Source organism: Microbacterium sp. Marseille-Q6965 (assembly GCF_946151065.1).
In the GTDB taxonomy this organism is placed as follows: Bacteria; Actinomycetota; Actinomycetes; order Actinomycetales; family Microbacteriaceae; genus Microbacterium.
Map to the genome: position 1 here is coordinate 1,250,592 of NZ_CAMGZA010000001.1, position 20,919 is coordinate 1,271,510.

The 20,919-nt window shown below is 72.0% G+C and carries 21 protein-coding genes and 3 tRNA genes; 7 read left to right on the forward strand and 17 right to left on the reverse strand.

Annotation, left to right across the window (positions count from 1 at the left end; translation table 11 throughout):
- Window positions 1-49: 49 nt before the first annotated feature.
- Window positions 50-274, reverse strand: coding sequence for a hypothetical protein (locus N8N77_RS05945; RefSeq protein WP_261165392.1), 225 nt, complete (start codon window positions 272-274; stop codon window positions 50-52).
- Window positions 275-476: 202 nt separating this feature from the next.
- On the opposite strand from N8N77_RS05945, the gene N8N77_RS05950 reads away from it, so the two are divergent.
- Entirely contained in the window at window positions 477-1,619 is a 1,143-nt protein-coding gene (locus N8N77_RS05950; RefSeq protein ID WP_261165393.1) for a DUF4192 domain-containing protein, read from the forward strand.
- Window positions 1,620-1,648: 29 nt separating this feature from the next.
- Here the strand turns inward: N8N77_RS05950 and lysS are convergent, their stop codons facing one another.
- The 12 genes from lysS to tilS form a co-directional block, all read right to left on the reverse strand.
- Window positions 1,649-3,169, reverse strand: a complete 1,521-nt coding sequence (gene lysS, locus N8N77_RS05955; RefSeq protein ID WP_261165395.1) for a lysine--tRNA ligase — start codon at window positions 3,167-3,169, stop codon at window positions 1,649-1,651.
- Between the two features lie 169 nt (window positions 3,170-3,338).
- Window positions 3,339-4,049 (reverse strand): Rossmann-like and DUF2520 domain-containing protein, encoded by a 711-nt coding sequence (locus N8N77_RS05960; protein WP_261165397.1) that lies wholly within the window; start codon window positions 4,047-4,049, stop codon window positions 3,339-3,341.
- Entirely contained in the window at window positions 4,046-5,968 is a 1,923-nt protein-coding gene (locus N8N77_RS05965) for a PH domain-containing protein (RefSeq protein WP_261165398.1), read from the reverse strand. The genes N8N77_RS05960 and N8N77_RS05965 overlap by 4 nt, the downstream gene beginning before the upstream one ends.
- The gene (locus N8N77_RS05970; RefSeq protein ID WP_261165400.1) at window positions 5,965-6,489 is read right to left on the reverse strand and encodes a PH domain-containing protein; all 525 of its coding nucleotides are present in this window, start codon (window positions 6,487-6,489) and stop codon (window positions 5,965-5,967) included. Before N8N77_RS05970 ends, N8N77_RS05965 begins: the two co-directional genes overlap by 4 nt.
- A gap of 357 nt (window positions 6,490-6,846) precedes the next feature.
- Window positions 6,847-7,335 carry a DUF3180 domain-containing protein gene (locus N8N77_RS05975; RefSeq protein WP_261165402.1) on the reverse strand — a complete coding sequence of 163 codons (489 nt, stop codon included), beginning with the start codon at window positions 7,333-7,335 and terminating at the stop codon, window positions 6,847-6,849.
- Complete coding sequence (gene folK / locus N8N77_RS05980) at window positions 7,332-7,874, reverse strand: 2-amino-4-hydroxy-6-hydroxymethyldihydropteridine diphosphokinase (protein WP_261165404.1); 543 nt, start codon at window positions 7,872-7,874, stop codon at window positions 7,332-7,334. Before folK ends, N8N77_RS05975 begins: the two co-directional genes overlap by 4 nt.
- The gene (gene folB / locus N8N77_RS05985) at window positions 7,871-8,272 is read right to left on the reverse strand and encodes a dihydroneopterin aldolase (protein ID WP_261165406.1); all 402 of its coding nucleotides are present in this window, start codon (window positions 8,270-8,272) and stop codon (window positions 7,871-7,873) included. The genes folK and folB overlap by 4 nt, the downstream gene beginning before the upstream one ends.
- Window positions 8,269-9,066 (reverse strand): dihydropteroate synthase, encoded by a 798-nt coding sequence (folP, locus tag N8N77_RS05990; protein ID WP_261165407.1) that lies wholly within the window; start codon window positions 9,064-9,066, stop codon window positions 8,269-8,271. The genes folB and folP overlap by 4 nt, the downstream gene beginning before the upstream one ends.
- Window positions 9,063-9,668, reverse strand: coding sequence for a GTP cyclohydrolase I (folE, locus tag N8N77_RS05995; protein ID WP_261165409.1), 606 nt, complete (start codon window positions 9,666-9,668; stop codon window positions 9,063-9,065). The genes folP and folE overlap by 4 nt, the downstream gene beginning before the upstream one ends.
- Before the next feature lie 35 nt (window positions 9,669-9,703).
- Window positions 9,704-11,713, reverse strand: coding sequence for an ATP-dependent zinc metalloprotease FtsH (gene ftsH, locus N8N77_RS06000; protein ID WP_261165411.1), 2,010 nt, complete (start codon window positions 11,711-11,713; stop codon window positions 9,704-9,706).
- 135 nt (window positions 11,714-11,848) lie between these two features.
- Window positions 11,849-12,400, reverse strand: coding sequence for a hypoxanthine phosphoribosyltransferase (gene hpt, locus N8N77_RS06005; RefSeq protein WP_261165412.1), 552 nt, complete (start codon window positions 12,398-12,400; stop codon window positions 11,849-11,851).
- Window positions 12,401-12,467: 67 nt separating this feature from the next.
- The gene (tilS, locus tag N8N77_RS06010) at window positions 12,468-13,454 is read right to left on the reverse strand and encodes a tRNA lysidine(34) synthetase TilS (RefSeq protein ID WP_261165413.1); all 987 of its coding nucleotides are present in this window, start codon (window positions 13,452-13,454) and stop codon (window positions 12,468-12,470) included.
- A gap of 68 nt (window positions 13,455-13,522) precedes the next feature.
- On the opposite strand from tilS, the gene N8N77_RS06015 reads away from it, so the two are divergent.
- On the forward strand, window positions 13,523-14,059 hold the full coding sequence (locus N8N77_RS06015; RefSeq protein WP_261165415.1) for an inorganic diphosphatase: 537 nt from the start codon (window positions 13,523-13,525) through the stop codon (window positions 14,057-14,059).
- Window positions 14,060-14,132: 73 nt separating this feature from the next.
- Here the strand turns inward: N8N77_RS06015 and N8N77_RS06020 are convergent, their stop codons facing one another.
- Window positions 14,133-15,515: a peptidoglycan DD-metalloendopeptidase family protein gene (locus N8N77_RS06020; RefSeq protein ID WP_261165416.1), complete on the reverse strand. Its 1,383-nt coding sequence runs from the start codon at window positions 15,513-15,515 to the stop codon at window positions 14,133-14,135.
- Between the two features lie 232 nt (window positions 15,516-15,747).
- Here N8N77_RS06020 and N8N77_RS06025 point away from each other — a divergent pair.
- The 3 genes from N8N77_RS06025 to N8N77_RS06035 all read left to right on the forward strand — a co-directional run bounded on the left by N8N77_RS06025 (window position 15,748) and on the right by N8N77_RS06035 (window position 16,070).
- Window positions 15,748-15,820 (forward strand) — tRNA-Glu (locus N8N77_RS06025).
- Between the two features lie 27 nt (window positions 15,821-15,847).
- A tRNA-Asp gene (locus N8N77_RS06030) sits at window positions 15,848-15,921 on the forward strand.
- Window positions 15,922-15,994: 73 nt separating this feature from the next.
- Window positions 15,995-16,070: transfer RNA gene (locus tag N8N77_RS06035), tRNA-Phe, on the forward strand.
- A gap of 162 nt (window positions 16,071-16,232) precedes the next feature.
- Here N8N77_RS06035 and N8N77_RS06040 read toward each other — a convergent pair.
- Both N8N77_RS06040 and N8N77_RS06045 read right to left on the reverse strand, forming a co-directional pair.
- Complete coding sequence (locus tag N8N77_RS06040; RefSeq protein ID WP_261165417.1) at window positions 16,233-17,804, reverse strand: ABC transporter permease; 1,572 nt, start codon at window positions 17,802-17,804, stop codon at window positions 16,233-16,235.
- A gap of 10 nt (window positions 17,805-17,814) precedes the next feature.
- Window positions 17,815-18,717 (reverse strand): ABC transporter ATP-binding protein, encoded by a 903-nt coding sequence (locus tag N8N77_RS06045; protein ID WP_314732513.1) that lies wholly within the window; start codon window positions 18,715-18,717, stop codon window positions 17,815-17,817.
- Between the two features lie 127 nt (window positions 18,718-18,844).
- On the opposite strand from N8N77_RS06045, the gene N8N77_RS06050 reads away from it, so the two are divergent.
- The gene (locus N8N77_RS06050) at window positions 18,845-19,228 is read left to right on the forward strand and encodes a GbsR/MarR family transcriptional regulator (RefSeq protein WP_396652805.1); all 384 of its coding nucleotides are present in this window, start codon (window positions 18,845-18,847) and stop codon (window positions 19,226-19,228) included.
- A gap of 84 nt (window positions 19,229-19,312) precedes the next feature.
- On the opposite strand, the gene N8N77_RS06055 is transcribed toward N8N77_RS06050, so the two are convergent.
- Window positions 19,313-19,681 carry a glyoxalase superfamily protein gene (locus N8N77_RS06055; RefSeq protein WP_261165421.1) on the reverse strand — a complete coding sequence of 123 codons (369 nt, stop codon included), beginning with the start codon at window positions 19,679-19,681 and terminating at the stop codon, window positions 19,313-19,315.
- A 93-nt stretch (window positions 19,682-19,774) separates the two neighbouring features.
- Here N8N77_RS06055 and N8N77_RS06060 point away from each other — a divergent pair, with 93 nt between their 5' ends.
- Window positions 19,775-20,827 carry a LacI family DNA-binding transcriptional regulator gene (locus N8N77_RS06060; RefSeq protein WP_261165423.1) on the forward strand — a complete coding sequence of 351 codons (1,053 nt, stop codon included), beginning with the start codon at window positions 19,775-19,777 and terminating at the stop codon, window positions 20,825-20,827.
- The last annotated feature ends 92 nt before the right edge of the window (window positions 20,828-20,919 follow it).

Here is a 20,919-nt window from a genome sequence, read left to right on the forward strand (position 1 = left end):
CAGAAAATCCACGCGCCCTCCCGGCCTCAGCGTACCGGGGGCGCGGAGATCAGTCGGAGCCGGGCGACACCGCGGCGCCCGACGCGCCCGCGGACCCGCCGTCGGCGCGCGGCGCGAGCCCCCGCTTGGCGCGCTCCTCGGCCTCGATCTTCGCGTAGGCGCGGCGCTCCGTGCGGTCGAAGCGCAGAATGCTGCGCAGCACGTACCAGAACACCACCGCGATCGCGATCGTCGGCAGCAGCGACCACACCACGGCCGCCCAGTAGCTGTCCACGCGTCGATCCTAGCCGCGCGGCCCCGCCGGATGCTGGGAGCGGGCGGCGGGCGCGGTTCCCGTGCAATCGAGAGCGTCGTCGTGCCGCAGGCGCCCCGCCGGTGCGGCTCGCCGCGTCCACAGGCGCGCATCGGCCGAGGGCGGGCGGGTCGATGCTGTGGACCGCGGGACGCCGCGTAGGGGCTCGTCGAGGATCGTCCGCATGACCACGATCCTTCGCGCCCCCTCGCCCGCTCGCTTCCTCTCGCTCGTCCCCCACCTCGCGGGATTTACCCCCCGCGAGAGCCTCGTGCTCGTGCCCTTCCGCGGCGGTCGCAGCCTGGGTGTGCTGCGCCTTGACCTGCCGTCACCCGACGAGGACGAGGCGCGCTTCGCCGCCACGGCGATCGGCACGGTCTGCCGCGTGCGGGATGCCGACGGCCTGGCGATCGTCGTCTACACCGACCAGCCGTTCCACCGCGCGGGAACGCGAGATCCCGCGCGGCACACGCTCGTCGCGCGCGTGCGCGCCCGCGCCTCCGACGGCGGTCTCGCCGTGCACGGCGCGCACCTGGTGGCCGCCGACGGCTGGGGATCGTACGGCGAGGGGCCCGCGTGCCGCCCGCTCGCCGAGATCGAACCGCCGCCCGACGTCGAGGGCGGGCTCGGGCCGGTATCGCGCGACCAGCATGCGGGGCTGAAGCTGCCCCGCGTCGGCAAGGCCGCGCGGCGACGGGTGGCCGCGGCGATGGCCGAGCTGCAGGGCGACGGGCTCGGCCCGGAACCGATGGGCGGCCACGCCGCCGCGCACGACGGAGCCCGCTCCCGCGGCCCGACGCCGGGGGTCGACGACGCGGCGATCCACGACCTCCCCGGCGTCTTCGAGGATGCGCTGTCGTGGGATCCGTGCGATCTGCACCCCGCCGAGACCGCGGTCCTGGCGCTCTCGCTGGGCGTGCCGCTGCTGCGCGACGTCGCGCTCACGCAGTGGAGTGCCGACCTCGACACCGGCCGCCGCACGCTGGCGTGGCAGCTGCGGTTCGCGCAGGGCGACGCCGGCGCGCCGAACGAGCCCGTGCGACTGGCCGGCGACGGCCCCCGACCCGATCCCTCGCGGTTGCGCCGCGCGCTGGAGCTGACCCGCGTCGCCGCCGCGAGCGTGCCCGCCCGGCAGCGTGTCGGTCCGCTCGCAAGCGCCGCGTGGCTCAGCTGGGCGCTCGGAAATTCCACGCACGCGGGCTGGTACGTCTCTCGCGCGCTCGAGATCGAACCCACGCACGGGCTCGCCGGACTCATCGCGACGATGCTCGCGAACGCCTACCTGCCGGCCTGGGCGTTCGAACGGCCGCCGCGGCGGGACGCCTGATGCCCGCACCTGAGGCGCGGGTGGCCCCGTTACTTGACGAGCGGGAAGAGGATCGTCTCGCGGATGCCCAGGCCCGTGATCGCCATGAGCAGGCGGTCGATGCCCATGCCCATCCCACCGGTCGGCGGCATCCCGTGCTCGAGGGCGCGCAGGAAGTCCTCGTCGATGCGCATCGCCTCGTCGTCGCCGCGGTCGGCCAGCGCGGCCTGCTCCACAAAGCGCTCTCGCTGGATGACGGGGTCGACCAGCTCCGAGTAGCCCGTGGCCAGCTCGAAGCCGCGCACGTACAGGTCCCACTTCTCCACGACGCCGGCGATCGAGCGGTGCTCACGCACGAGCGGGCTCGTGTCGACGGGGAAGTCCATCACGAAGGTGGGGCGCTCCAGGTGCGTCTTCACGAAGTGCTCCCACAGCTCCTCCACGAGCTTGCCGTGCGTCGCGTGATCCGGCGCCTCCACGCCCGCCTTCTCGGCGAGCGCGAGCAGCTCGTCCATCGACGTCTCGGGCGTGATCTCGACGCCGGCCGCCTCCGACAGCGACGGGTACATCGACACACGATCCCACTCGCCACCCAGGTCGAACTCCGTGCCGTCGGCCCACGTCACGGTCGTCGATCCCGCCACCGCCACCGCCGCGTTCTGAATCAGCTCCTGCGTGAGGTCGGCGATGCCGTTGTAGTCGCTGTAGGCCTGGTAGGCCTCGAGCATCGCGAACTCGGGGCTGTGGGTCGAGTCGGCGCCCTCGTTGCGGAAGTTGCGGTTGATCTCGAACACGCGGTCGATGCCGCCGACCACGGCGCGCTTGAGGTACAGCTCCGGCGCGATGCGCATGTACAGCTCGGTGTCGAACGCGTTCGAGTGCGTGATGAACGGGCGAGCCGTGGCGCCGCCCGGCTGCACCTGCAGCATGGGCGTCTCGACCTCGAGGAAGCCGTGCCGCGCGAAGGTCTCGCGCAGGCTGGCGTTGGCCTTCGCGCGCGCCACCACCGTGGTCCGGGCCTGCTCCCGCACGATCAGGTCGAGGTAGCGCTGGCGGACGCGCGTCTCCTCGTTCAGGTCGCGGTACATGTTGGGCAGCGGCATCACGGCCTTCGCGGCCATCTGCCACTCGTCCACCATGATCGACAGCTCGCCGCGGCGGCTCGAGATCACCTCGCCCGAGACGAACACGTGGTCGCCGAGGTCGACGAGCTCCTTCCAGCGCGCGAGCGACTCCTCGCCCACCTTCGCCAGCGACACCATCGCCTGGATGCGCGAGCCGTCTCCCGCCTGCAGCGACGCGAAGCAGAGCTTGCCGGTGTTGCGGCTGAACACCACGCGCCCGGCGACCGCGGCGGTCTCGCCGGTCTCCGCTCCGGCCTCGAGGTCGGCGTACTGCTCGCGCAGCGCCGCGATCGTCGTCGTCACCGGCACCGAGACGGGGTAGGCGCCGCCGGCGGCCGAGTCGCGCTCGCCGATCAGGCGCTCACGCTTCGCCAGGCGCACCGCCTTCTGCTCGAAGATGTCCTCTTCTTCGCTCGCGGCGGCGTTCTCGGCGGGGGTTTCGGACATGCGCGGGATCCTCGACAGACACGGGAGGTGGATCGCGGCCGAGCGACCGCGGAAGACGGCATCCAGTCTAGTGATGGCGTGCCCGCGCCCCTCTCGGCCCGCGCACAGCGGCGGGATCCGCCGCGTCGGCCACCCCGGCCGGCGCTTTCGCGCGGGCCCGGCTATCGCCTCAGTCGTCCAGGTCGGGCGGAAGGTCGGGGATCGCCGGGCTGGCCTCGGCGAGCGCGTGGTCGACCGTCGAGCGCACCAGCGACGAGAGGAAACCGCCGGGGTTCTCGACGCCGATGCCACGCAGGATGCCGGTGGCCTGCTGCACGATCTGTCGCGAGAACTCGCTGGCCGTGGCGATCGCCTCCGCATAGGCGGGGCGATCCTCCTCGGCGATCACCACGGGCTCGCACCCGAGCTCCACCGCGAGCGCCTGCGCGATGGGCAGCACCGCGGCGGGTGCGGTGACCGCCGCGTACGTGGCCGCCAGCTGCCGCAGATCGATCGACGTTCCCGTGAACGCCATCGCGGGGTGCACCGCCAGCGGGATGGCGCCCTTCTCCGCCGCCGGCCGCAGCACCTCGATGCCGTGGGCGGCGTCGGTGTGCAGCACGAGCTGACCCATCTGCCAGTGCCCGGCGTCGGCGAGCCCGCGGATCAGGTGCGACAGGTCCGCGCGCGGCACGGCGACGATGACGAGCTCGCTGCGCCGCAGCACCTCCGGGGCGTCGAGGACGGGCACCTCCGGCAGCACGGCAGAGGCCCGGTCCTCGTCGGAGGCGCGGGTGCGGCCGGTGAGGGCGTGCCCGGCTCCGGCCAGGGCCGCGCCGAGGACCGGGCCGACCCTGCCGGAGCCGACGATGCCGACGCCGAGCCGGCCATCGCGCCTCACGCTCGCGGCTCCCGGGGCGCGCTTGCTTCGGCCGGCGCCGCGGGGTCACCGGCGCCGGGCCCGGCGGTGCGGCTCGCGTCGGGCGCAGCGCCCCCGGTTGTGCGGGCGCCCGACTCCACCGATGCGGCCGCAGGGACGGGTGCGTCCGCCGCGACGGGCGCGCCGGGGGCCTGCAAGGCGGCGGCGGGGCCGGCGACGACGCGCGCGGCGTAGCTCTCCCAGCCCGGTACGTCGCCGTGCGCGCCCCAGCGGTGCGTCTGGTCGGCCGCGGCGGCGGCCACGGACCCCGCCCGCACCTCTCCGAACAGCGCCATGAGGTCGGCGCGATCGAGGCCTACGACGGTGCCCGACACCGTGCCGGCGACGGTGTGCGCTTGCAGCCAGCCGACGGTCTGGACGCGATCGATCGGCCCCTGCGCGATCGAGGTGCCCTGGAGCCGGGCCAGGGGCAGGATCGCCTGCCGGCGCCAGAGGGTGCCGCGGCGCAGCAGCAGGGCGTACGCCGTGACCAGCGCGCCGTGGCGCTTCCACGACGCGGGTCGGCGCCAGCGCGCCCGGCGCGCCATGACGCGGTACGGGTCGCCCTCGATGGGGCCGAACATGCCGTGGTCGATGATGAACGGCAGGTCCTGCGGGGGAAGGTAGGGCAGGATCAGCTGCAACACGCGGATCGCGTCGTCGCGCGTGCCGACCGGCAGGACCTGGCTGAACTGCTGCTGCGCCGACGCCTGCGCGGCGACGCTCTGGCCCGACACCCGGTTGATGTTGATGCGCCACCAGCCGAACGGCTTCCACAGCAGCGGCTGCACGAGCTCGACGGCGTGGATGCGGCCCGGCGGGATCGTCTGCGTCACGGTGGTCAGCAGGCCCTGCGTCACGCGCACGCCGTCGGGGGTGGGCGCGATCGAGTACCGCAGCGCCCTGGACAGGCCGCGCCACACCACGCCCACCACGCTGAACGCCATGGGGATGCCGGAGGTCAGCGCTGCCACCCCGAGCACGACGAGACCCTCGCCGTCCGCGTCGATGAGGGCGGCAGGCAGCAGGCTCGCGAGGGTGACGAGGAAGATGCCCCCGAACAGCGCCACCCACACGACCGCCTCGAGCAGCTGTGACCCGATGATCCGACCGACCGGCAGCTTCACCACGCTCTCGGGCGCCACGTCCGCCACATCCGCGCCCTCGATGAGCTCCTGCACGCCGGCCGACACGGTCGAGCGCAGCCGGCCTCCCTGAGGACGGTTCGGGTCCGCGCCCTCCCGCGCCGCCCGCCGCGCCGCCCGCGCGCCCGAGGCGAGGCGCAGGATGTCCGCCCGCACCTCCTCGGCCCGCGCGATCGACAGGTATTCGAGCGGCACGTTCGCGTCGGTGCCGGCGCCATCGACCTCCAGCTTGGCCATGCCAAACAGCCGCGGCAGGAACGGGCGGGTGAGGTTCACGCCCTGCACACGGTCGAGCGGAGCGCGCCGGTGGCTGCGGAAGATGATGCCCTTGCGCACCTCGACGTCCTCGCCCGTGATGCGGAACTGATGCGCTCGCCACGCCAGCCCGAAGCCGGCCGACACGAGGGCGACCACCGCGAGCACCGCGAGGAGAACCACGAGGACCAGGTTGTTCGAGAGGGTCCAGTCGAGGAACCACCCGATCGGATCGCCGTTCTCGAACTCGGCCTCGTCCTGCTCATGCGGTGCCACGATGCCGACGAACCAGTACGTGATGCGGTCGCGGAGGTTGCCGAGGATCAGCGTGATCACGATGATCAGCGCGATCCCGCCCTTGAACAGCGGCGTCAGGGGGTGCAGCCGGTGCCACTCGCCGTCGGCGAGCGAGGAGGATCCGCCGCCCACCAACGGCGCGGCAGCGACAGCGGTCTCGTCCGCCGCCCCGTCCTGTCCCGCGCGAAGGTGCGGATCGGTCACAGCCCGGTCCGTCGGGTCTCGGCGACCTGGATGAGCGCGTCGCGCAGCACCTCGGCCGATGCCTGCGACAGTCCCGGGATCTCCACCCCGGTGGTGGCCGCGGCCGTGACCATCTTCAGCTTCGCGATGCCGAAGGCCCGATCCATCGGCCCATGGGTGATGTCGACGAGCTGCATGCGCCCGTACGGAACCGCCACGATGCGCTGCCACAGGATGCCCTTGCGGAAGACGATGTCATCCTCCCGCAGCATGTACCCGAGCGCCCGCGCCTGGCGGGGCAGGATGACCTGCGTGATGATTGTCACGACGATCAGCGCGGCGCCCGCCCACCAGGCCCACGGCTGGTCGAGGGTCGCACCGAGCACGATCATCGCCACGAGGACCAGCGCCGCGAAGATCCCGTTCTGCACGGTCTGCGACACGACGTACTTCGGCGAGATCTGATGCCAGCGCCCGTCGAGCGTGAGCCGACCCTCGGCGCGCGGCTCCCGAATGGCCGTGTAGGTGCCCTCGTCGAGCACCGCCGCGGGTTCGGGCGCGTGGTGGCCGGAGGAAGCGCTCGCGGGCGCGGAAGCGGCGGGGGCAGCCGGCGCGGCGGTGCCGGGCGTGGCGGCGCCCGCCGATGCGGGCGGTGCCGCGGGAACGTGCGCCGGCTCGGCCTGGGCGCCCGCGGCGCCGTGCGCCGGCTGGGCTGGCGCGTCGGAGGTCGCTTGCGCCGACGCGGCCGCGCAGCATCCGGGGCGGGATCGGCGGGGCGCGGCGGGTTCGCGGGACGCGGCGGGACGGCGGGGCGCGGCGGGACGGCGGGGCGCGGCGGCACGGCCGGGGCTCCCTCGGGCAGCGGCGGGACCGGCCCGGGCACAGGCGGCAGCTGCGCGTCAGTGTGCGGCAGGCGCGCCGGCCCCGGGGTCGTCGGGCTCTCGGGCATCGGGATCCTTCGGCAGCATGCACCAGGGTTCGGCGATCAACGCCGCGGCCACGAGGACGACCCCCGCCACCGCCGTTGCGATGATCGTGCCCATCGAGCCTATCCCGGGGCTCACCGGCCGTGTGGTGAGGTAGGCGATGAAGCCGAGGCCCGCTCCCCCGAGGGCGGCCCCGACGATGCTCGAGGCCCGCGCGAGCATCGCGGTGCGCACGGCGCGGAACGGGTCGACGCGCGGGGCGTCCGGCTCGCGCAGCGAGCGCCGGATCGGCCACGCGAGCGTGAGACACACCGCGCCGAGCAGCACGAGCAGGATCGGCAGCGACACGGCCGGGGTGAACGTGGCGCGCCCGCTCGCGGTGAGCAGGTGGTCGACGAGGAACGCCGCCGCCCCGCCGAGCACCGCGGCGAGGAGAAGGACGGCCGGTCCCGTGCGCTTCATCCGGCGCCCTCCGACGAAGTCAGCGCCGCGAGCAGGTCGGCCACGCGGCCGCGGCCCGGCAGCACGGCGTCGGGATCGATCGACAGCCAGGGCCCGAGCACGAAGTCGCGCTCGGCGGCACGGGGGTGCGGCAGCCGCAGGCGCTCATCGTCGCTCACGACGTCACCATAGGCGATGAGGTCGAGATCGAGCGTGCGGTCGCCCCACCGCTCCGCGCGCACCCGCCCGTGGCGGGATTCGATGACGTGCAGCATCGCCAGCAGCATGTCAGGCGCCAGCCGCGTGCGCACAATCGCCACGGCGTTCAGGTACCCCGGCCGCTCGTCGCTCGGTCCCGCGGGCGTGAGCGCCACCGACTCGATCGCCTCGGACACGGCGATCAGCTCGGTCAGCGGCAGGTGGCGCAGGTCCTGCATGGCCTCGCGCATCAGCCGCTCGCGGTCGCCCAGGTTCGAGCCGAGCGCGATGACGGCGTCCACCGGCGCCGCCGGTTCGCGGGGCTCGCGCGGCGGCAGCGGCTCGGTCAGGCGGCGGCTCATCCCGCCTCCCCGCCCCCGGCGGAAAGCCGCTCGGGAAGGCCGTCATGCACCGTGACGGAGACGTCGGAGAACTGCGCCGCGATCGGGGCCTGCGGCTTGTGCACCGTGACCGAGACGAACAGGACCTTCTCGTCCTCGCGCACCGCCCGGGCGATGCGGTGCGCGAGCGTCTCGATGAGGTTGACGGGTTCACCCTCCACGATCGCCGCGACCTTCTCCGCCAGCTCGCCGTAGTGCACGGTGTCCGCGACGTCGTCGGTCTCGGCCGCCCGCTCGGTCTGCACGCCCAACCGCAGATCGACGACGAACTCCTGGCCCTGCTCGCGTTCGAAGTCGAACACGCCGTGGCGGCCGAAGCAGCGCAGGCCGGTCAGCTCGATCGTGTTGAGCGGAGTCACGCGACCCCCTCCCAGGCGGCGGCGACCGCGAGAGCGTCGCGCGTGGCGCGGGCGTCGTGCACGCGCACCGCGTGCGCCCCCGCCCGCGCGGCGAGCACGCTCGTCACGGCGGTGGCCAGATCGCGCCGTTCCCGCGACGGCGCCTCGCCGAGCGCGGTCTCGAGGAAGCGCTTGCGCGACGTGCCCACGAGCACGCGGTACCCCAGCGCGGTCACCTCGCCCAGGTCGCGCAGCAGCTCCCAGTTCTGCTGCCCGGCCTTGGCGAATCCCACGCCCGGGTCGAGGATGATCCGCTCGGCGGGGATGCCGGCCGACAGCGCCGCCTCCGCGCGTTCGCGCAGCTCGGCCGCCACCTCGCGCGCGATGCGCTCGTACTGCGCCTTGGCGTACATGTCGGCCGACGGCCCGCGCCAGTGCCCGATCGCGTACTCGACGTCCGACGCCGCCACCACGTCGAGGATCCCGGGGTCCGCCAGCCCGCCGGACACGTCGTTGACGATCCGCGCGCCCGCCGCGATGGCGGTGGCCGCCGTGGCCGCGCGGTAGGTGTCGACGCTCACGACGGCGCCGTCGGCCGCGAGCGCGGCGATGACGGCCTCGACGCGGCGGATCTCCTCGTCCGCACCCACGGGCTCGGAGCCCGGGCGGGTGGACTCCCCGCCGACGTCGAGCACCGTCGCGCCGTCGGCCGACAGCCGGCGCCCGTGCGCGATCGCCGCCTCCGGGTCGAAGTGCGCGCCGCCGTCGCTGAACGAGTCGGGCGTGACGTTGACGATGCCCCAGATCGCGATCATCCCTGCTCCCCCGCCGGCCGCGCGGCGCCGATCAGCGCGATGACCTCCGCGCGTGCGGCCGGTTCGGCCAGCTCGCCGCGCGCCGCCACGGTCACGGTCGAGCTGTCGGGCTGGCGCCCGCCCCGCATCGTCACGCACTGGTGCACGGCGTCGAGCACGACGACCACGCCGCGCGCATCGAGGGTGGACGCCACGACGTCGGCGATCTGCTCGCCGAGCCGCTCCTGCACCTGCGGCCGGCTGGCCAGCACGTCGACCACGCGCGGGAGCGCGCTGAGCCCGACCACGCGCTCGCCCGGAAGGTAGGCGATGTGGGCGCGCCCCGCCGACGGCAGCAGGTGGTGCTCGCAGATGGAGCGGAAGCGGATGTCGCGCACCACCACGGCACCGGTCGGCACCGTCTCGGGGGCGGGCCCCTGCGCCACGCTGAAGGTCTGCGCGAGCGGCGCGGCGGGATCCTCACCCACACCGGCGAACAGCTCGGCCACCATGTCGGCCACCCGCTCGGGCGTGCGGCGCAGGCCCGGGCGATCCGGGTCCTCGCCCACGGCCAGCAGCAGCTCTCGCGTCAGCTCGGCGACGCGCCTGCGATCCACACCCACGTCCGTCCCCCTCGGTCGGTTCCCGTCAGGACGGATCAGGCCGTCGCAGGACGTGCCTTCCCCGTGCTGGGCGAGGCGTGGTGCACCGGCGCGCCCCCACGCTCCGCCGCCGTCTGGGCGGCGACGCCGGGGTGCTGCTCCTGCCGACGCGGGATCTGCACGGGCGGGCGCGTCGAGACGGGGCGGTCCTCGCTCGAGAGCCACTGCGGGCGCTCGGGCAGCTTCTGCACGTCCTTGAAGATCTCCTCGATCTGCGTGTGGTCGAGGGTCTCCTTCTCAAGCAGCTCGAGCGCGAGGCGGTCGAGGATCTCGCGGTTCGCCGAGAGCACCTGATACGCCTCGTCGTGCGCCTGCTCGATGAGGCCGCGCACCTCGTCGTCGATCCGCTGCGCCAGCACGTCGGAGTAGTCGCGGCCGTGGCCCATGTCGCGGCCCATGAACACCTCGCCGCTGCCCGCGCTGAGCTTGACGGGGCCCACGGCCGTGGTCATGCCGTACTCGGTGACCATCTTGCGCGCGATGTCGGTCGCCTTCTCGATGTCGTTCGAGGCGCCCGTGGTGGGGTCGTGGAAGACGATCTCCTCCGCGACGCGCCCGCCCATCGCGTACGTGAGCTGATCCTGCAGCTCGTTGCGGGTGACGGAGTACTTGTCCTCGAGGGGCAGCACCATCGTGTAGCCGAGGGCCTTGCCGCGCGGCAGGATCGTGATCTTCGTGACGGGATCGGTGTGGTTCATCGCCGCCGCTGCGAGCGCGTGGCCGCCCTCGTGGTACGCGGTGATGAGCTTCTCCTTGTCCTTCATCACTCGGGTGCGACGCTGCGGGCCGGCGATGACGCGGTCGATCGCCTCGTCGAGCGCGCGGCTGTCGATGAGCTGCGCGTTGGACCGGGCCGTGAGCAGCGCGGCCTCGTTCAGCACGTTGGCCAGGTCGGCACCGGTGAAGCCCGGGGTCTTGCGCGCGACGACGTCGAGGTCCACCGAATCGGCCAGCGGCTTGCCGCGGCCGTGCACCTCGAGGATGCGGCGGCGGCCGGCCAGGTCGGGCGCGTCCACGCCGATCTGGCGGTCGAAGCGGCCGGGGCGCAGCAGCGCCGGGTCGAGGATGTCGGGGCGGTTGGTGGCCGCGATGACGATGACGTTCGCCTTCGGGTCGAAGCCGTCCATCTCGACGAGCATCTGGTTCAGCGTCTGCTCGCGCTCGTCGTGACCGCCGCCCATCCCGGCGCCGCGGTGACGACCCACGGCGTCGATCTCGTCGATGAAGATGATCGCCGGGGCGTTCTCCTTGGCCTCCTTGAAGAGGTCGCGCACGCGGCTGGCGCCGACGCCGACGAACATCTCCACGAAGTCCGATCCGGAGATCGAGTAGAACGGCACGCCCGCCTCACCGGCGACGGCGCGCGCGAGCAGCGTCTTGCCGGTGCCGGGAGGGCCGTACAGCAGCACGCCCTTGGGGATGCGCGCGCCCACGGCCTGGTACTTGGCGGGGTCCTTGAGGAAGTCCTTGATCTCGGCGAGCTCCTCGAGCGCCTCGTCCGCGCCGGCGACATCGGCGAAGGTGACGTCGGGGTGCTCCTTGTTCGCGAGCTTCGCGCGCGACTTGCCGAACTGCATCACGCCGCGGCTGCCGCCGGCGGCGCTGGACATGAGGAACCAGAACAGCGCACCCAGCAGCAGGATCGGGATGAGCAGCGAGAGCAGGCCGTCGAAGAACGACGGCTGCGGCACGACGTCGTTGTAGCCCTCCTCGGGCGCGGCGCTGTCGACGGCCTCGACGACCTCGGCCGCGCGCGGCTCGACGTAGTAGAACTGCACCGCCGTGGCGTCCTCGTACGGCTTCGACAGCGTCATGTCCACGCGCTGATCGCCGTCGGTGATGGTCACCTGCTCCACGGTGTCGCCGGCGAGCAGCTCCAGGCCTTCCTGGGTGGAGACCTGGCGCGGGCCGCCGAGGTTCGACAGCAGCGAGAAGCCGACGACCAGGAGCACGCCGATCAACAGCACGTAGATCAGCGGATTGCGGGTGATCTTCTTGACGTTCATATCTGGGCCGTGCCCGGGCTCCCTCTTCGTCGCATCGGCGTCGCCGAAACACACGCTCGCGCGCGTTGGCGTCCAGGCTACCGCCGGGCGCCTATGCCCCGACTGGGATTCGCCCCGGGCGTAACGCGGACCGGATCAGCTGTAGACGTGCGGTGCGAGCACCGCCACATCCCGCAGGTTGCGGTAGCGCTCCGCGTAGTCGAGCCCGTACCCCACGACGAACTCGTTCGGGATGTCGAAGCCCAGGTACTTGCAATCCACGTGCACCTTCGCCGCCTCGGGCTTGCGCAGCAGCGCGAGCACCTCGAGCGACTCCGCGCCGCGCGACTTGAAGTTCTCGAGCAGCCAGCTGAGCGTGAGCCCGGAGTCGATGATGTCCTCGACGATCAGCACGTGCCGGCCGTGCAGGTCGACATCCAGGTCCTTGCGGATCTGCACGACGCCGCTCGACTTGGTGCCGGCGCCGTAGCTCGACACGGCCATCCAGTCCATCTGGATGTGGCCGGTGAGGTGGCGGGCGAAGTCGGCCATCACCATGACGGCGCCCTTCAGCACGCCCACGAGCAGCAGCTCCTTGCCGGCGTAGTCCGTTTCGACGCGCTCGGCGAGCTCCGCCAGTTTGGCGTTGATCTGCTCCTCCGTGACGAGAACGGTGGTGAGGTCGTCGGAGATGTCGGCCGCGCGCATGTTCCGAGTCTACGGACCGCGATGGCCCCGTCGTCGCCCGCCGGCCGGTGAGCGGGGCGCGGGGCCGTCAGCGCGCCGTCAGGACGATCATCCCGCCGCGGCGCTCCGCGATGAAGACGGGCAGATCGATGGGGCCCTGCCCGCGCCAGTCGGTGACGAGGCGCGCGATCTCGAGGGTCTGCGTGCGGGTGAGGCTGACGCCGAACTCGCTCTGCGCCACGTATCGGATGATCCGGTTGCGGATGGCGGCGGGATTGGCCGCGAGGGCGGCGGCCGAGATGGCGATGCCGGCCTCGGCGTGCTCGACGATGTCCTCGATCGTCTCGTCGATGATCTCGGCGAAGGCCTCGTTGTCTTCGCGCAGCTGCTCGGCGGTGCGCGCGAGCGCCTCGGCGATGCCGGGACCGAGCTCGGCCTCGAGGACGGGCAGCACGCGCTCGCGGGCCCGGACCCGGGCGAAGCGCGTCTGCGCGTTGTGCGGATCGGTCCACGCCTCCAGCCCCGAGGCCGCGCAGAAGGCGCGGGTTTGCGCGCGGCGGATGCCGAGCAGCGGGCGCAGCCACGCCGTGCCGCGCTCGTCGACGCGGCGGGGCGCCATCCCCTGCAGGCTGCGGGCACCGGCGCCGCGCGCGAGGGCCAGCAGCACCGTCTCGGCCTGGTCGTCGAGGGTGTGCCCCAGCAGCACCGCCTCCGCACCGGCGTCGGCCGCGAGTCGCCCCAGCGCGGCGTAGCGGGCCTCCCGGGCGGCCGCTTCCGGGCCGCCCTCCGCTCCCACGTCGACGCGCGCGATGCGGGCGTCCGCGATCCCCACCTGGCGCGCCGCCTCGGCGGCGCGGGCGGCCACCTCGTCCGAGCCCTCCTGCAGCCCGTGGTCGATCGTCGCGCTCACGAGGGTCAGGCCGATCTTGGGCGCCTCGTGGGCCGCGGCCGCGGCGAGCGCCAGCGAGTCGGGCCCGCCCGAGAGGGCGACCAGCACGGTCGCCCCGCTGCCCTCGAGCGGCGCGAGAGACTGCCGCACGGCGAGGCGGACGGCGGCGACGGCGGGATCGAGCACGCTCGTCAAAGTACTGCCGATAGGCTTTAGCCGACGAATCAGCCGTCTTCCCCAAGGAGCAAAAAGGCATGGGCGCGTACGACGCAGTCATCGAGATCCCGCGCGGCAGCCGCGTGAAGTACGAGGTCGACCACGGCACGGGCCGGGTGTACCTCGACCGCGTGCTGTACACGACGTTCGGCTACCCCACCGACTACGGCTTCTTCGAGAACACCCTCGGTGAGGACGGCGACCCGCTCGACGTGCTCGTGGTGATGGACCACTCGGTGTTCCCGGGCGTGGGCGTGAAGGTGCGCCCCGTGGCCGTGCTGAAGATGAGCGACGAGGCCGGCGGCGACGACAAGGTGATCGCGGTGATCGCGAAGGACCCGCGCTGGGACCACATCCAGGACGTCGACGACCTGCCCGAGTACACGAAGAAGGAGATCGGTCACTTCTTCGAGCACTACAAGGACCTCGAGCCGAACAAGTGGGTCAAGGTCGACGAGTGGGCCGGCGCCGCCGAGGCGGAGCGCCTGGTGACCGAGGCTTACGAGCGCTTCGAGAAGCACGAGGGCGACACCCGCACGCAGGGCGCCGGGGAGTTCCCGAACACCCGCGACTGAGCGCTTTCACGACGAAGGGGACCCGCCGAGGCGGGTCCCCTTCGTCGTTGCCGGGCGATCCCGGTGAGGGTCTCTAGAGCCAGACGCCTCGGGCGCTCATGAAGGAGCTCGGGTTGACCGTGCCGCCGTTCACGTACACCTCGAAGTGCAGGTGGCACCCGAACGAGTTGCCTGTCTGGCCCTCGTACGCGATGACCTGGCCGGCGTTCACCCACTGGCCCCAGCCGACCACGATCCTGCTGGAGTGGGCGTAGCCGGTGGCCACGCCCCCGCCGTGGTCGATCCGCACGTAGTTGCCGTAGCCGCCGTTGCCGCCGGCGTACGTGACGGTTCCGGAGTGGGCGGCGTAGATGGGCGCGCCGCACCCGGCCGCCATGTCGACGCCATAGTGCCACTTGCTCGCGCAGTAGCTGCTGTTGCACTGGCTCTGGCGGGGCCCGTAGCCGGACGTCCAGCCACCGCTCGACGGGCGCACCCAGCCGTTGCCGGGTCCCTGGCCGCCGCCGCCGCCGCCACCGCCGCCACCGCCGCCACCGCCACCGCCGTTGTTCTTGGCGGCCTCCTCGCGGGCACGCGCCGCGGCGGCCTCGCGCTCGGCGCGGAGTCGGGCCTGCTCGGCCTCGTACGCCTTCTTGGCCTCGACGCCCTTCTGGTAGTCGGCGACCGTCTGAGCGGTGGTGTCCTTCAGCGCGGCCAGCTGCGCCTCGAGCACGACCTGCTGCTCCTGCTGCGTCGCGAGCGCCTGCTGGGCGGCCAGGTGCGCCTCCTGCGCGGCGACGGACTTGGCCTCCGCCTCCTGCTCGAGGCGGTCGCGCTCGGCGCGGGCCACGTCGGCCTGCTCGCTCAGGGCCTGGGCGGCGTCGCGGGCGCTGGCGGCACCCGCGTAGATGGAGTCGTTGTTCTCCGCCAGCTTGTCCATCTGGCCGAGCTTGGTGAGCAGCTCGTCAGCGTTCTCGGCGGAGTCGGCGAAGAGCACCTCGAGCGAGGTGCCCGATCCGCTCGTGCGCGACAGCTGCGAGGCGACGCGCGCGGCAGCCAGGGCGGCCGCGTCGGCCTTCTCCGCCTGCTCGTCCGCCTGACGCCGCAGCTCGTCCGAGCGGTAGGCCGCCTCAAACAGGGCCTGCTGCGCCTCGTAGTGCTCATCCGCCGCCTGCTCGGCCGCCCTCTGCTTGGCCGCGACGTCGGCGGCCAGCTGATTGATGAGCCCCTCGATCCGCTTGATCTCGGCGGCCTTGGCCGACTCGCTCTTGCGGGCGGCCTCGACCTCGGCCCAGGAGGGGTAGTCGTCGGGGTTGTAGGCGTAGGCCGGCTTGCCGAATGCGCTCACGCTGAGGGCCGCCGCGCCGATCGCGCCGGCAGCGAGGGCCGCGCGGCGCGAGACCGGCCCCCAGAGCACGCGGCGCTCCGCCTCGGTGGGTGCGCAATCGCACGCGTCCGGATCGATTCCCGAGGACATCTGGCCGCCAGCACCTACCTTCACAGCCATCACATTAACAACATCAATAACATCCGCAACCAGTGGGTGGGCGCCAGGCGCCCGCTCCGGGCCGTGTGACGGGACGGGTCGCCCTCGTGATTCTGCCCCCGCGACACACCCGGGAAGCGCACGCCGCGCCCTCGTTTTGGAAATCCGAGCGGCTTCCGCGTATGCTGGATCGTCGGCAAGCGTGAGCCCCGGGTTCACCTCCGGCCCCATCGTTTAGCGGCCTAGGACGCCGCCCTTTCACGGCGGTAGCACGGGTTCGAATCCCGTTGGGGTCACACGAACCGATACAATTTCATAAATCTGGCCCTGTAGCGCAGTTGGTTAGCGTGCCGCCCTGTCACGGCGGAGGTCGCGGGTTCAAGTCCCGTCAGGGTCGCTCCAAGCGACGGGCCTTCTTTCGAGGAGGCCTTTCGTATAGGACGCGGCAACATCCTCGGATCGCGCCGCGAGGCTCTGTAGCTCAGTTGGTAGAGCGCACGACTGAAAATCGTGAGGTCACCGGATCGACACCGGTCGGAGCCACCACTGAAACCCCCGGTTCGCCGGGGGTTTTTCGTTGCGCAGTGGAGCGCGCCTGCGTCGCGGGCGCGGTTGCCGCACCACCTCACCAGGGGAACGTCTCCGTGCGACCACCAGCGACCCCCGCACGGAGGACGAGCTCTCCAGCGTCGGCAAGATCCCTGGAAACTAAACGCGAGTGAGGTCGCGTCTCCGCAGTCCGATGGACGCACCCGCGACGAACACCGCGGTGACCCCGAGGATCACGAGCGTGGGAAGCACGTCGACGGGGCCACCCGGCAGCGACGGGACCTGCGTGTAGGGCGAGATGGCGAGCACCGCGCTGTCGAGGTAGCCGAGCTCGACGAGAAGTTCCAGGAGGAAGAGCGCGCCGAGGGCGATGTACGCGACCGGGGCTGCGATCCGAGGAACGAAGCCGTACAGCAGGGCTGCCAGCCCGACCACACTCCAGATGGCTGGGAGCTTCACGAGCGTGGCGGCGATGAGGGCGGGCAGCTCTGTCGTGGAACTCGTCGAAGCGGCGTAGGTCAAGCCGAGGCCGAGGCCGAAGGAGAGCTGGATGACGGTGGTCCCGGCGAGGGCCGTGAGAAGGGCACCCCCCGCCCATCGAAGCCGGGAGACAGGAGCGGCGAGCACGGTCTCGGCGCGTCCGCTGACCTCTTCCTGGCGCAGTCGCAGGACGGTCTGGACGCCGAACAACGTGACCACCTGGGCCAAGACGTAAACGACCAGGGCGATGAAGGACAGAGCCGGCTCGGGACCGTCCGCGAGGCCAGCCAGCGCGTCGCTCTCCTGCAGTTGCCGCGCGGTGCTTTCCGCGAGCGCGGCGATCAGCCCCCCGAATGCGAACAGGGCGAGGGACCAGGAGATGAGGCTGCTGCGGGAGAGGCGGAAAGCCAGGGCCATCGGACCGCGAAGGCTGGCCGACGCGTGAGATCGTCCGCTCCGCTCGGGGAGCAAGCCCGCGCCGATGTCGCGGGCGCTGAGCCGCAGAGCCGCGGCGAGGACCGCCCCGGCGAAGGCGATGACCATCAGGAGAGGTCGGCCGTCGTCGGCGGCGTACGGTTGCAGCCAGCTCAACCAGCCGTACGGGCTGGCCCACCCCAACGCGGGGATCGCGGCGGCGTCCGCCGTGCCCCGTATCGCGTAGAAGACCGACATCGCCACGACCGCCAATGAGGTGGCGCCGCGAGATGTCGCCGCGAGCATCGCCGCGACGGCGCCCACCGAGGTCATGAAGGCGCCGGCCGCGAAGAACTGTGCGCCGGTGAGCAGGGAACCCCCGATGGGAAATCCCAACGCCGCGTATGCAATCGCGATCACCGCCCCCGCGACGAGGTTCGCGGCCCCCGCCACGATGACGGAGCCGGCGAGCGGGGTGCTGCGTCCCAAGCCGGCGGCGCCGAGGAACTCGCGATAGCCGTCGTCCTCGGCGGCGCGGGTGTGCCGTATCACGGTGAAGACGCTGGCGACACCGAGGATGAGTGCCACCAAGCCCTGAACGCGCCAGGCTGCCAGTGCCGCGACCGAATCGGCATGGATGCGGCCGATCATGAACAACTCGGCGGGAGAGCTGTTGATCTCGTGGGCATACTCGGCTCGCGCCGCACCGGTGGGGTAGGTCGCGCCGATAGCCGCGGCGACGCCGACGGCGAGGAGCACGCCAAGGCCGTACCAGATCGTCAATCGCAGGCGATCGCGGCGCCAGATGAGGTGGATGAACGGGAAAAGCCCGGTCAAGGCGTCCATCTCAGTGCCCGCTCTTCGCCGGAGTCGGGGCGCCGTCATAGAAGCGCATGAACAGTTCTTCCAACGTCGGCGGCGACACGGTGATCGCACGGATGCCGGCCGCCTGAAGCTCGCCGAGCACCGCGTCGAACGAGTCGACCTTCAGGCGGACCTGGTTCCCGTCGACCTCCACAGAGGTGACGCCCCGAATGTGGTTCAGGTGCGCGGGCACCGTGTCGAGGATGGCCGTGATCGATGTCGCACCGAGGTGACGCAGCTCCGCCATCGACCCGGTTTCGATCATCCGACCGGCTCGGATGATGCTGACGCGGTCGCACAGGTCTTCGACCTCGGAGAGGATGTGGCTGGACAGGAACACCGTCCGTCCTGCGAGCTTCTCTTCCGCGATGGCGTCCTTGAAGACGGCCTCCATGAGGGGGTCGAGGCCGGAGGTCGGCTCGTCGAGGATCAGCAACTCGGCTTCGGCGGCAAGCGCCGCGATCAGACCGACTTTCTGGCGATTCCCCTTGGAGTAGGTGCGGGCCTTCTTCGTCGGGTCCAGGTGAAAGCGTTCGATGAGCTCGTCCCGGCGACGACGGCGGAACCCGCCCCGGAAACCGCCGATCACGTCGATGATCTCCCCTCCGGTGAGATTGGGCCACAGGGCGACGTCACCTGGGACGTAAGCGATCCTGCGGTGCGCTTCCGTCGCCTGCGTCCAGGGGTCCATTCCCAGGATCCTCACCCGTCCGCTGTCCGCGCGCAGCAGCCCCAGAAGGATCCGGATCGTCGTGGTCTTGCCCGCGCCGTTCGGCCCGAGAAAGCCATGCACCTCGCCCGCCGCAACCTCCAATTCCAGTTCGTCGAGCGCGCGGCTGCTGCCGAACGACTTCGTGACCGCCGACATCGAGATAATGTTGCTCACGCGCACAGATTACATGTATTCACGAAATTCGTGAAGGTTGGAACAAGTGATGTCCCACACGGAAGAAGTTGCCGACTTCATCGAGCGATACGCCCAAGCCCTCACGTTGTCGGGGTGGCCGCGCATGATGGCTCGGGTCTTCGCCTGCTTGATGGCAACCGAGGATGGCCGCCTCACCGCGGCAGAGCTCTCGCAGGCTCTCCATGTCGGCGCGCCGGCCATCTCGGGCGGAATCAAGGCGCTCCTGCAGGCGGGGCTTGTCACGCGCGAGCGCGTGCCCGGCGATCGACGGGACTACTACCGCGTTCAGGAAGACACGTGGTTCCGTGCCGTCACCGGCAACGACGCAAACCTCGCGCGATGGCAGGACGCTTCCGCAGCCGGCGCACGGCTGCTGGGGACCGACACGGAGGCGGGAAGGCGGTTCGATGAGACCCGCAGGTTCTTCGAGTTCCTGCGCGTCGAGCTTCCGCGACTGATGGACCGATGGCACGAGTCGCAGCAGCGCTGAGCCCTCGGATGGAGTGCGACGGTGCCCCAGCGGCGGCCCGGATGCGCGTGCGTGACGAGCACGATGCCCGGCCTCTCTGCCCGCCTACCGCGGAACGAGCTGCTGCAGGACCCAGGCGTTGCCGTCGGGGTCGGTGAAGGACACAAACCGGCCCCAGGGCTGCTCGTCCACGCCGTCGGCCTCGACGCCGCGCTCGCGCAGATAGGCGAGCGCCGCGTCGGCGTCGTCGACGACCACCTGCACGTTGCGCATGCTGCCGGGGGTGTCCTCCGTGATGCCGTCGCCGAAGCTGATCGAGCAGGCTGACCCGGGCGGCGTCACCTGCACGAAGCGCAGCGACTCGCTCACGCGATGGTCGTGATCCACGTTCCAGCCCAGCGTGTCGCCGTAGAACGCCACGGCGCGGTCGGTGTCGGAGACGGGCACGAAGATGAGTTCGATTCGGAAGTCCATGGCGTCCTCGCTTCTCTCACGCCAGACGGTACGCCCGGCCACCGACATCCGCGAGACCCGCCCGGCCGCCATCCGACTCGTATCCTGGTGCGCATGCCGGGCCCTCGCTCCTCCCGCGCGACGATGAAGGACGTCGCCGCGCTGGCGGGCGTGTCGCCGAAGACGGTGTCGAACGTCGTCACGGGCGTCACCTTCGTCCGCCCGGAGACGCGGGAGCGGGTCGAGGCGGCGATGCGCGAGCTCGAGTTCGTGCCGAACCTCAGCGCGCGGGGGCTGCGCAACGGCCGCTCCGGCATCATCGCGGTGGCCCTGCCCGACCTCGGCACCGCGTTCTCCGCCGACCTCATGCACTGCCTCGTGCAGGTCGCGCACGGGCGCGGTCTGGCGGTGCAGATCGAGGAGACGGCGTCGGAGCCCCAGAGGGAGCACGAGCTGCTGTCGCGGGCACGGGCACACCTCATCGACGGCCTCATCCTCAATCCGATCCGCCTGGAGGACAGCGTCGTGGAGCACGCCGATCGGCTGCCGCCCGTCGTGCTGATCGGCGAGGTGGAGCAGCACCGGACGGATCGCGTCCTGATCGACAGCCGCGCCGCCGCGCACGACCTCACGGCGCACGTGCTCGCCAAGGGTGCGCGCCGCGTCGCGGTGCTGGGCGGTGACACGCGCACGCCCGGCACGACGGCGACAAGCCGCATCCGCCTCGCCGGGTACCGCGACGCGCTGCGGGAGGCGGGCATCGCCCCCGACCCGGCGCTCGAACTGTACGTGTTCCCGTGGACCATGGCCGGCGGCGCCGCCGCGGCGCGCGAGCTCATCGACCGCGCGGTGCCCTTCGACGCGATCGTGGCCTTCACCGACTCCATCGCCGTCGGCACGCTTCATGCGCTGCACGAGCACGGCATCCGCGTGCCGGAACAGGTGCTCGTGGCCGGATTCGACGACGTCGAGGTGGCGCGCTACACCTCGCCTCCGCTGACCACCATCGGCTTCGATCGGCACGAGTTCGCCCGCGCCGCGATCGAGCTGCTCGAGTCGCGCTTCGACAGTCGGTCCACGCCGCCGAGGGCGGTGACGGTGCCGCACCGCCTCATCGTGCGGGGCAGCACGATGAGCGAGCCGCGCGGCTACGACCCCTCCGCCTGACCCTCCGCGCGCTCCCCGACGCGCCCGTCCCGCCGCCGACGGCAGCCGCCCTCCACAGCCCGCACGTCACCCCTTGTGCCGGCCATTTCATC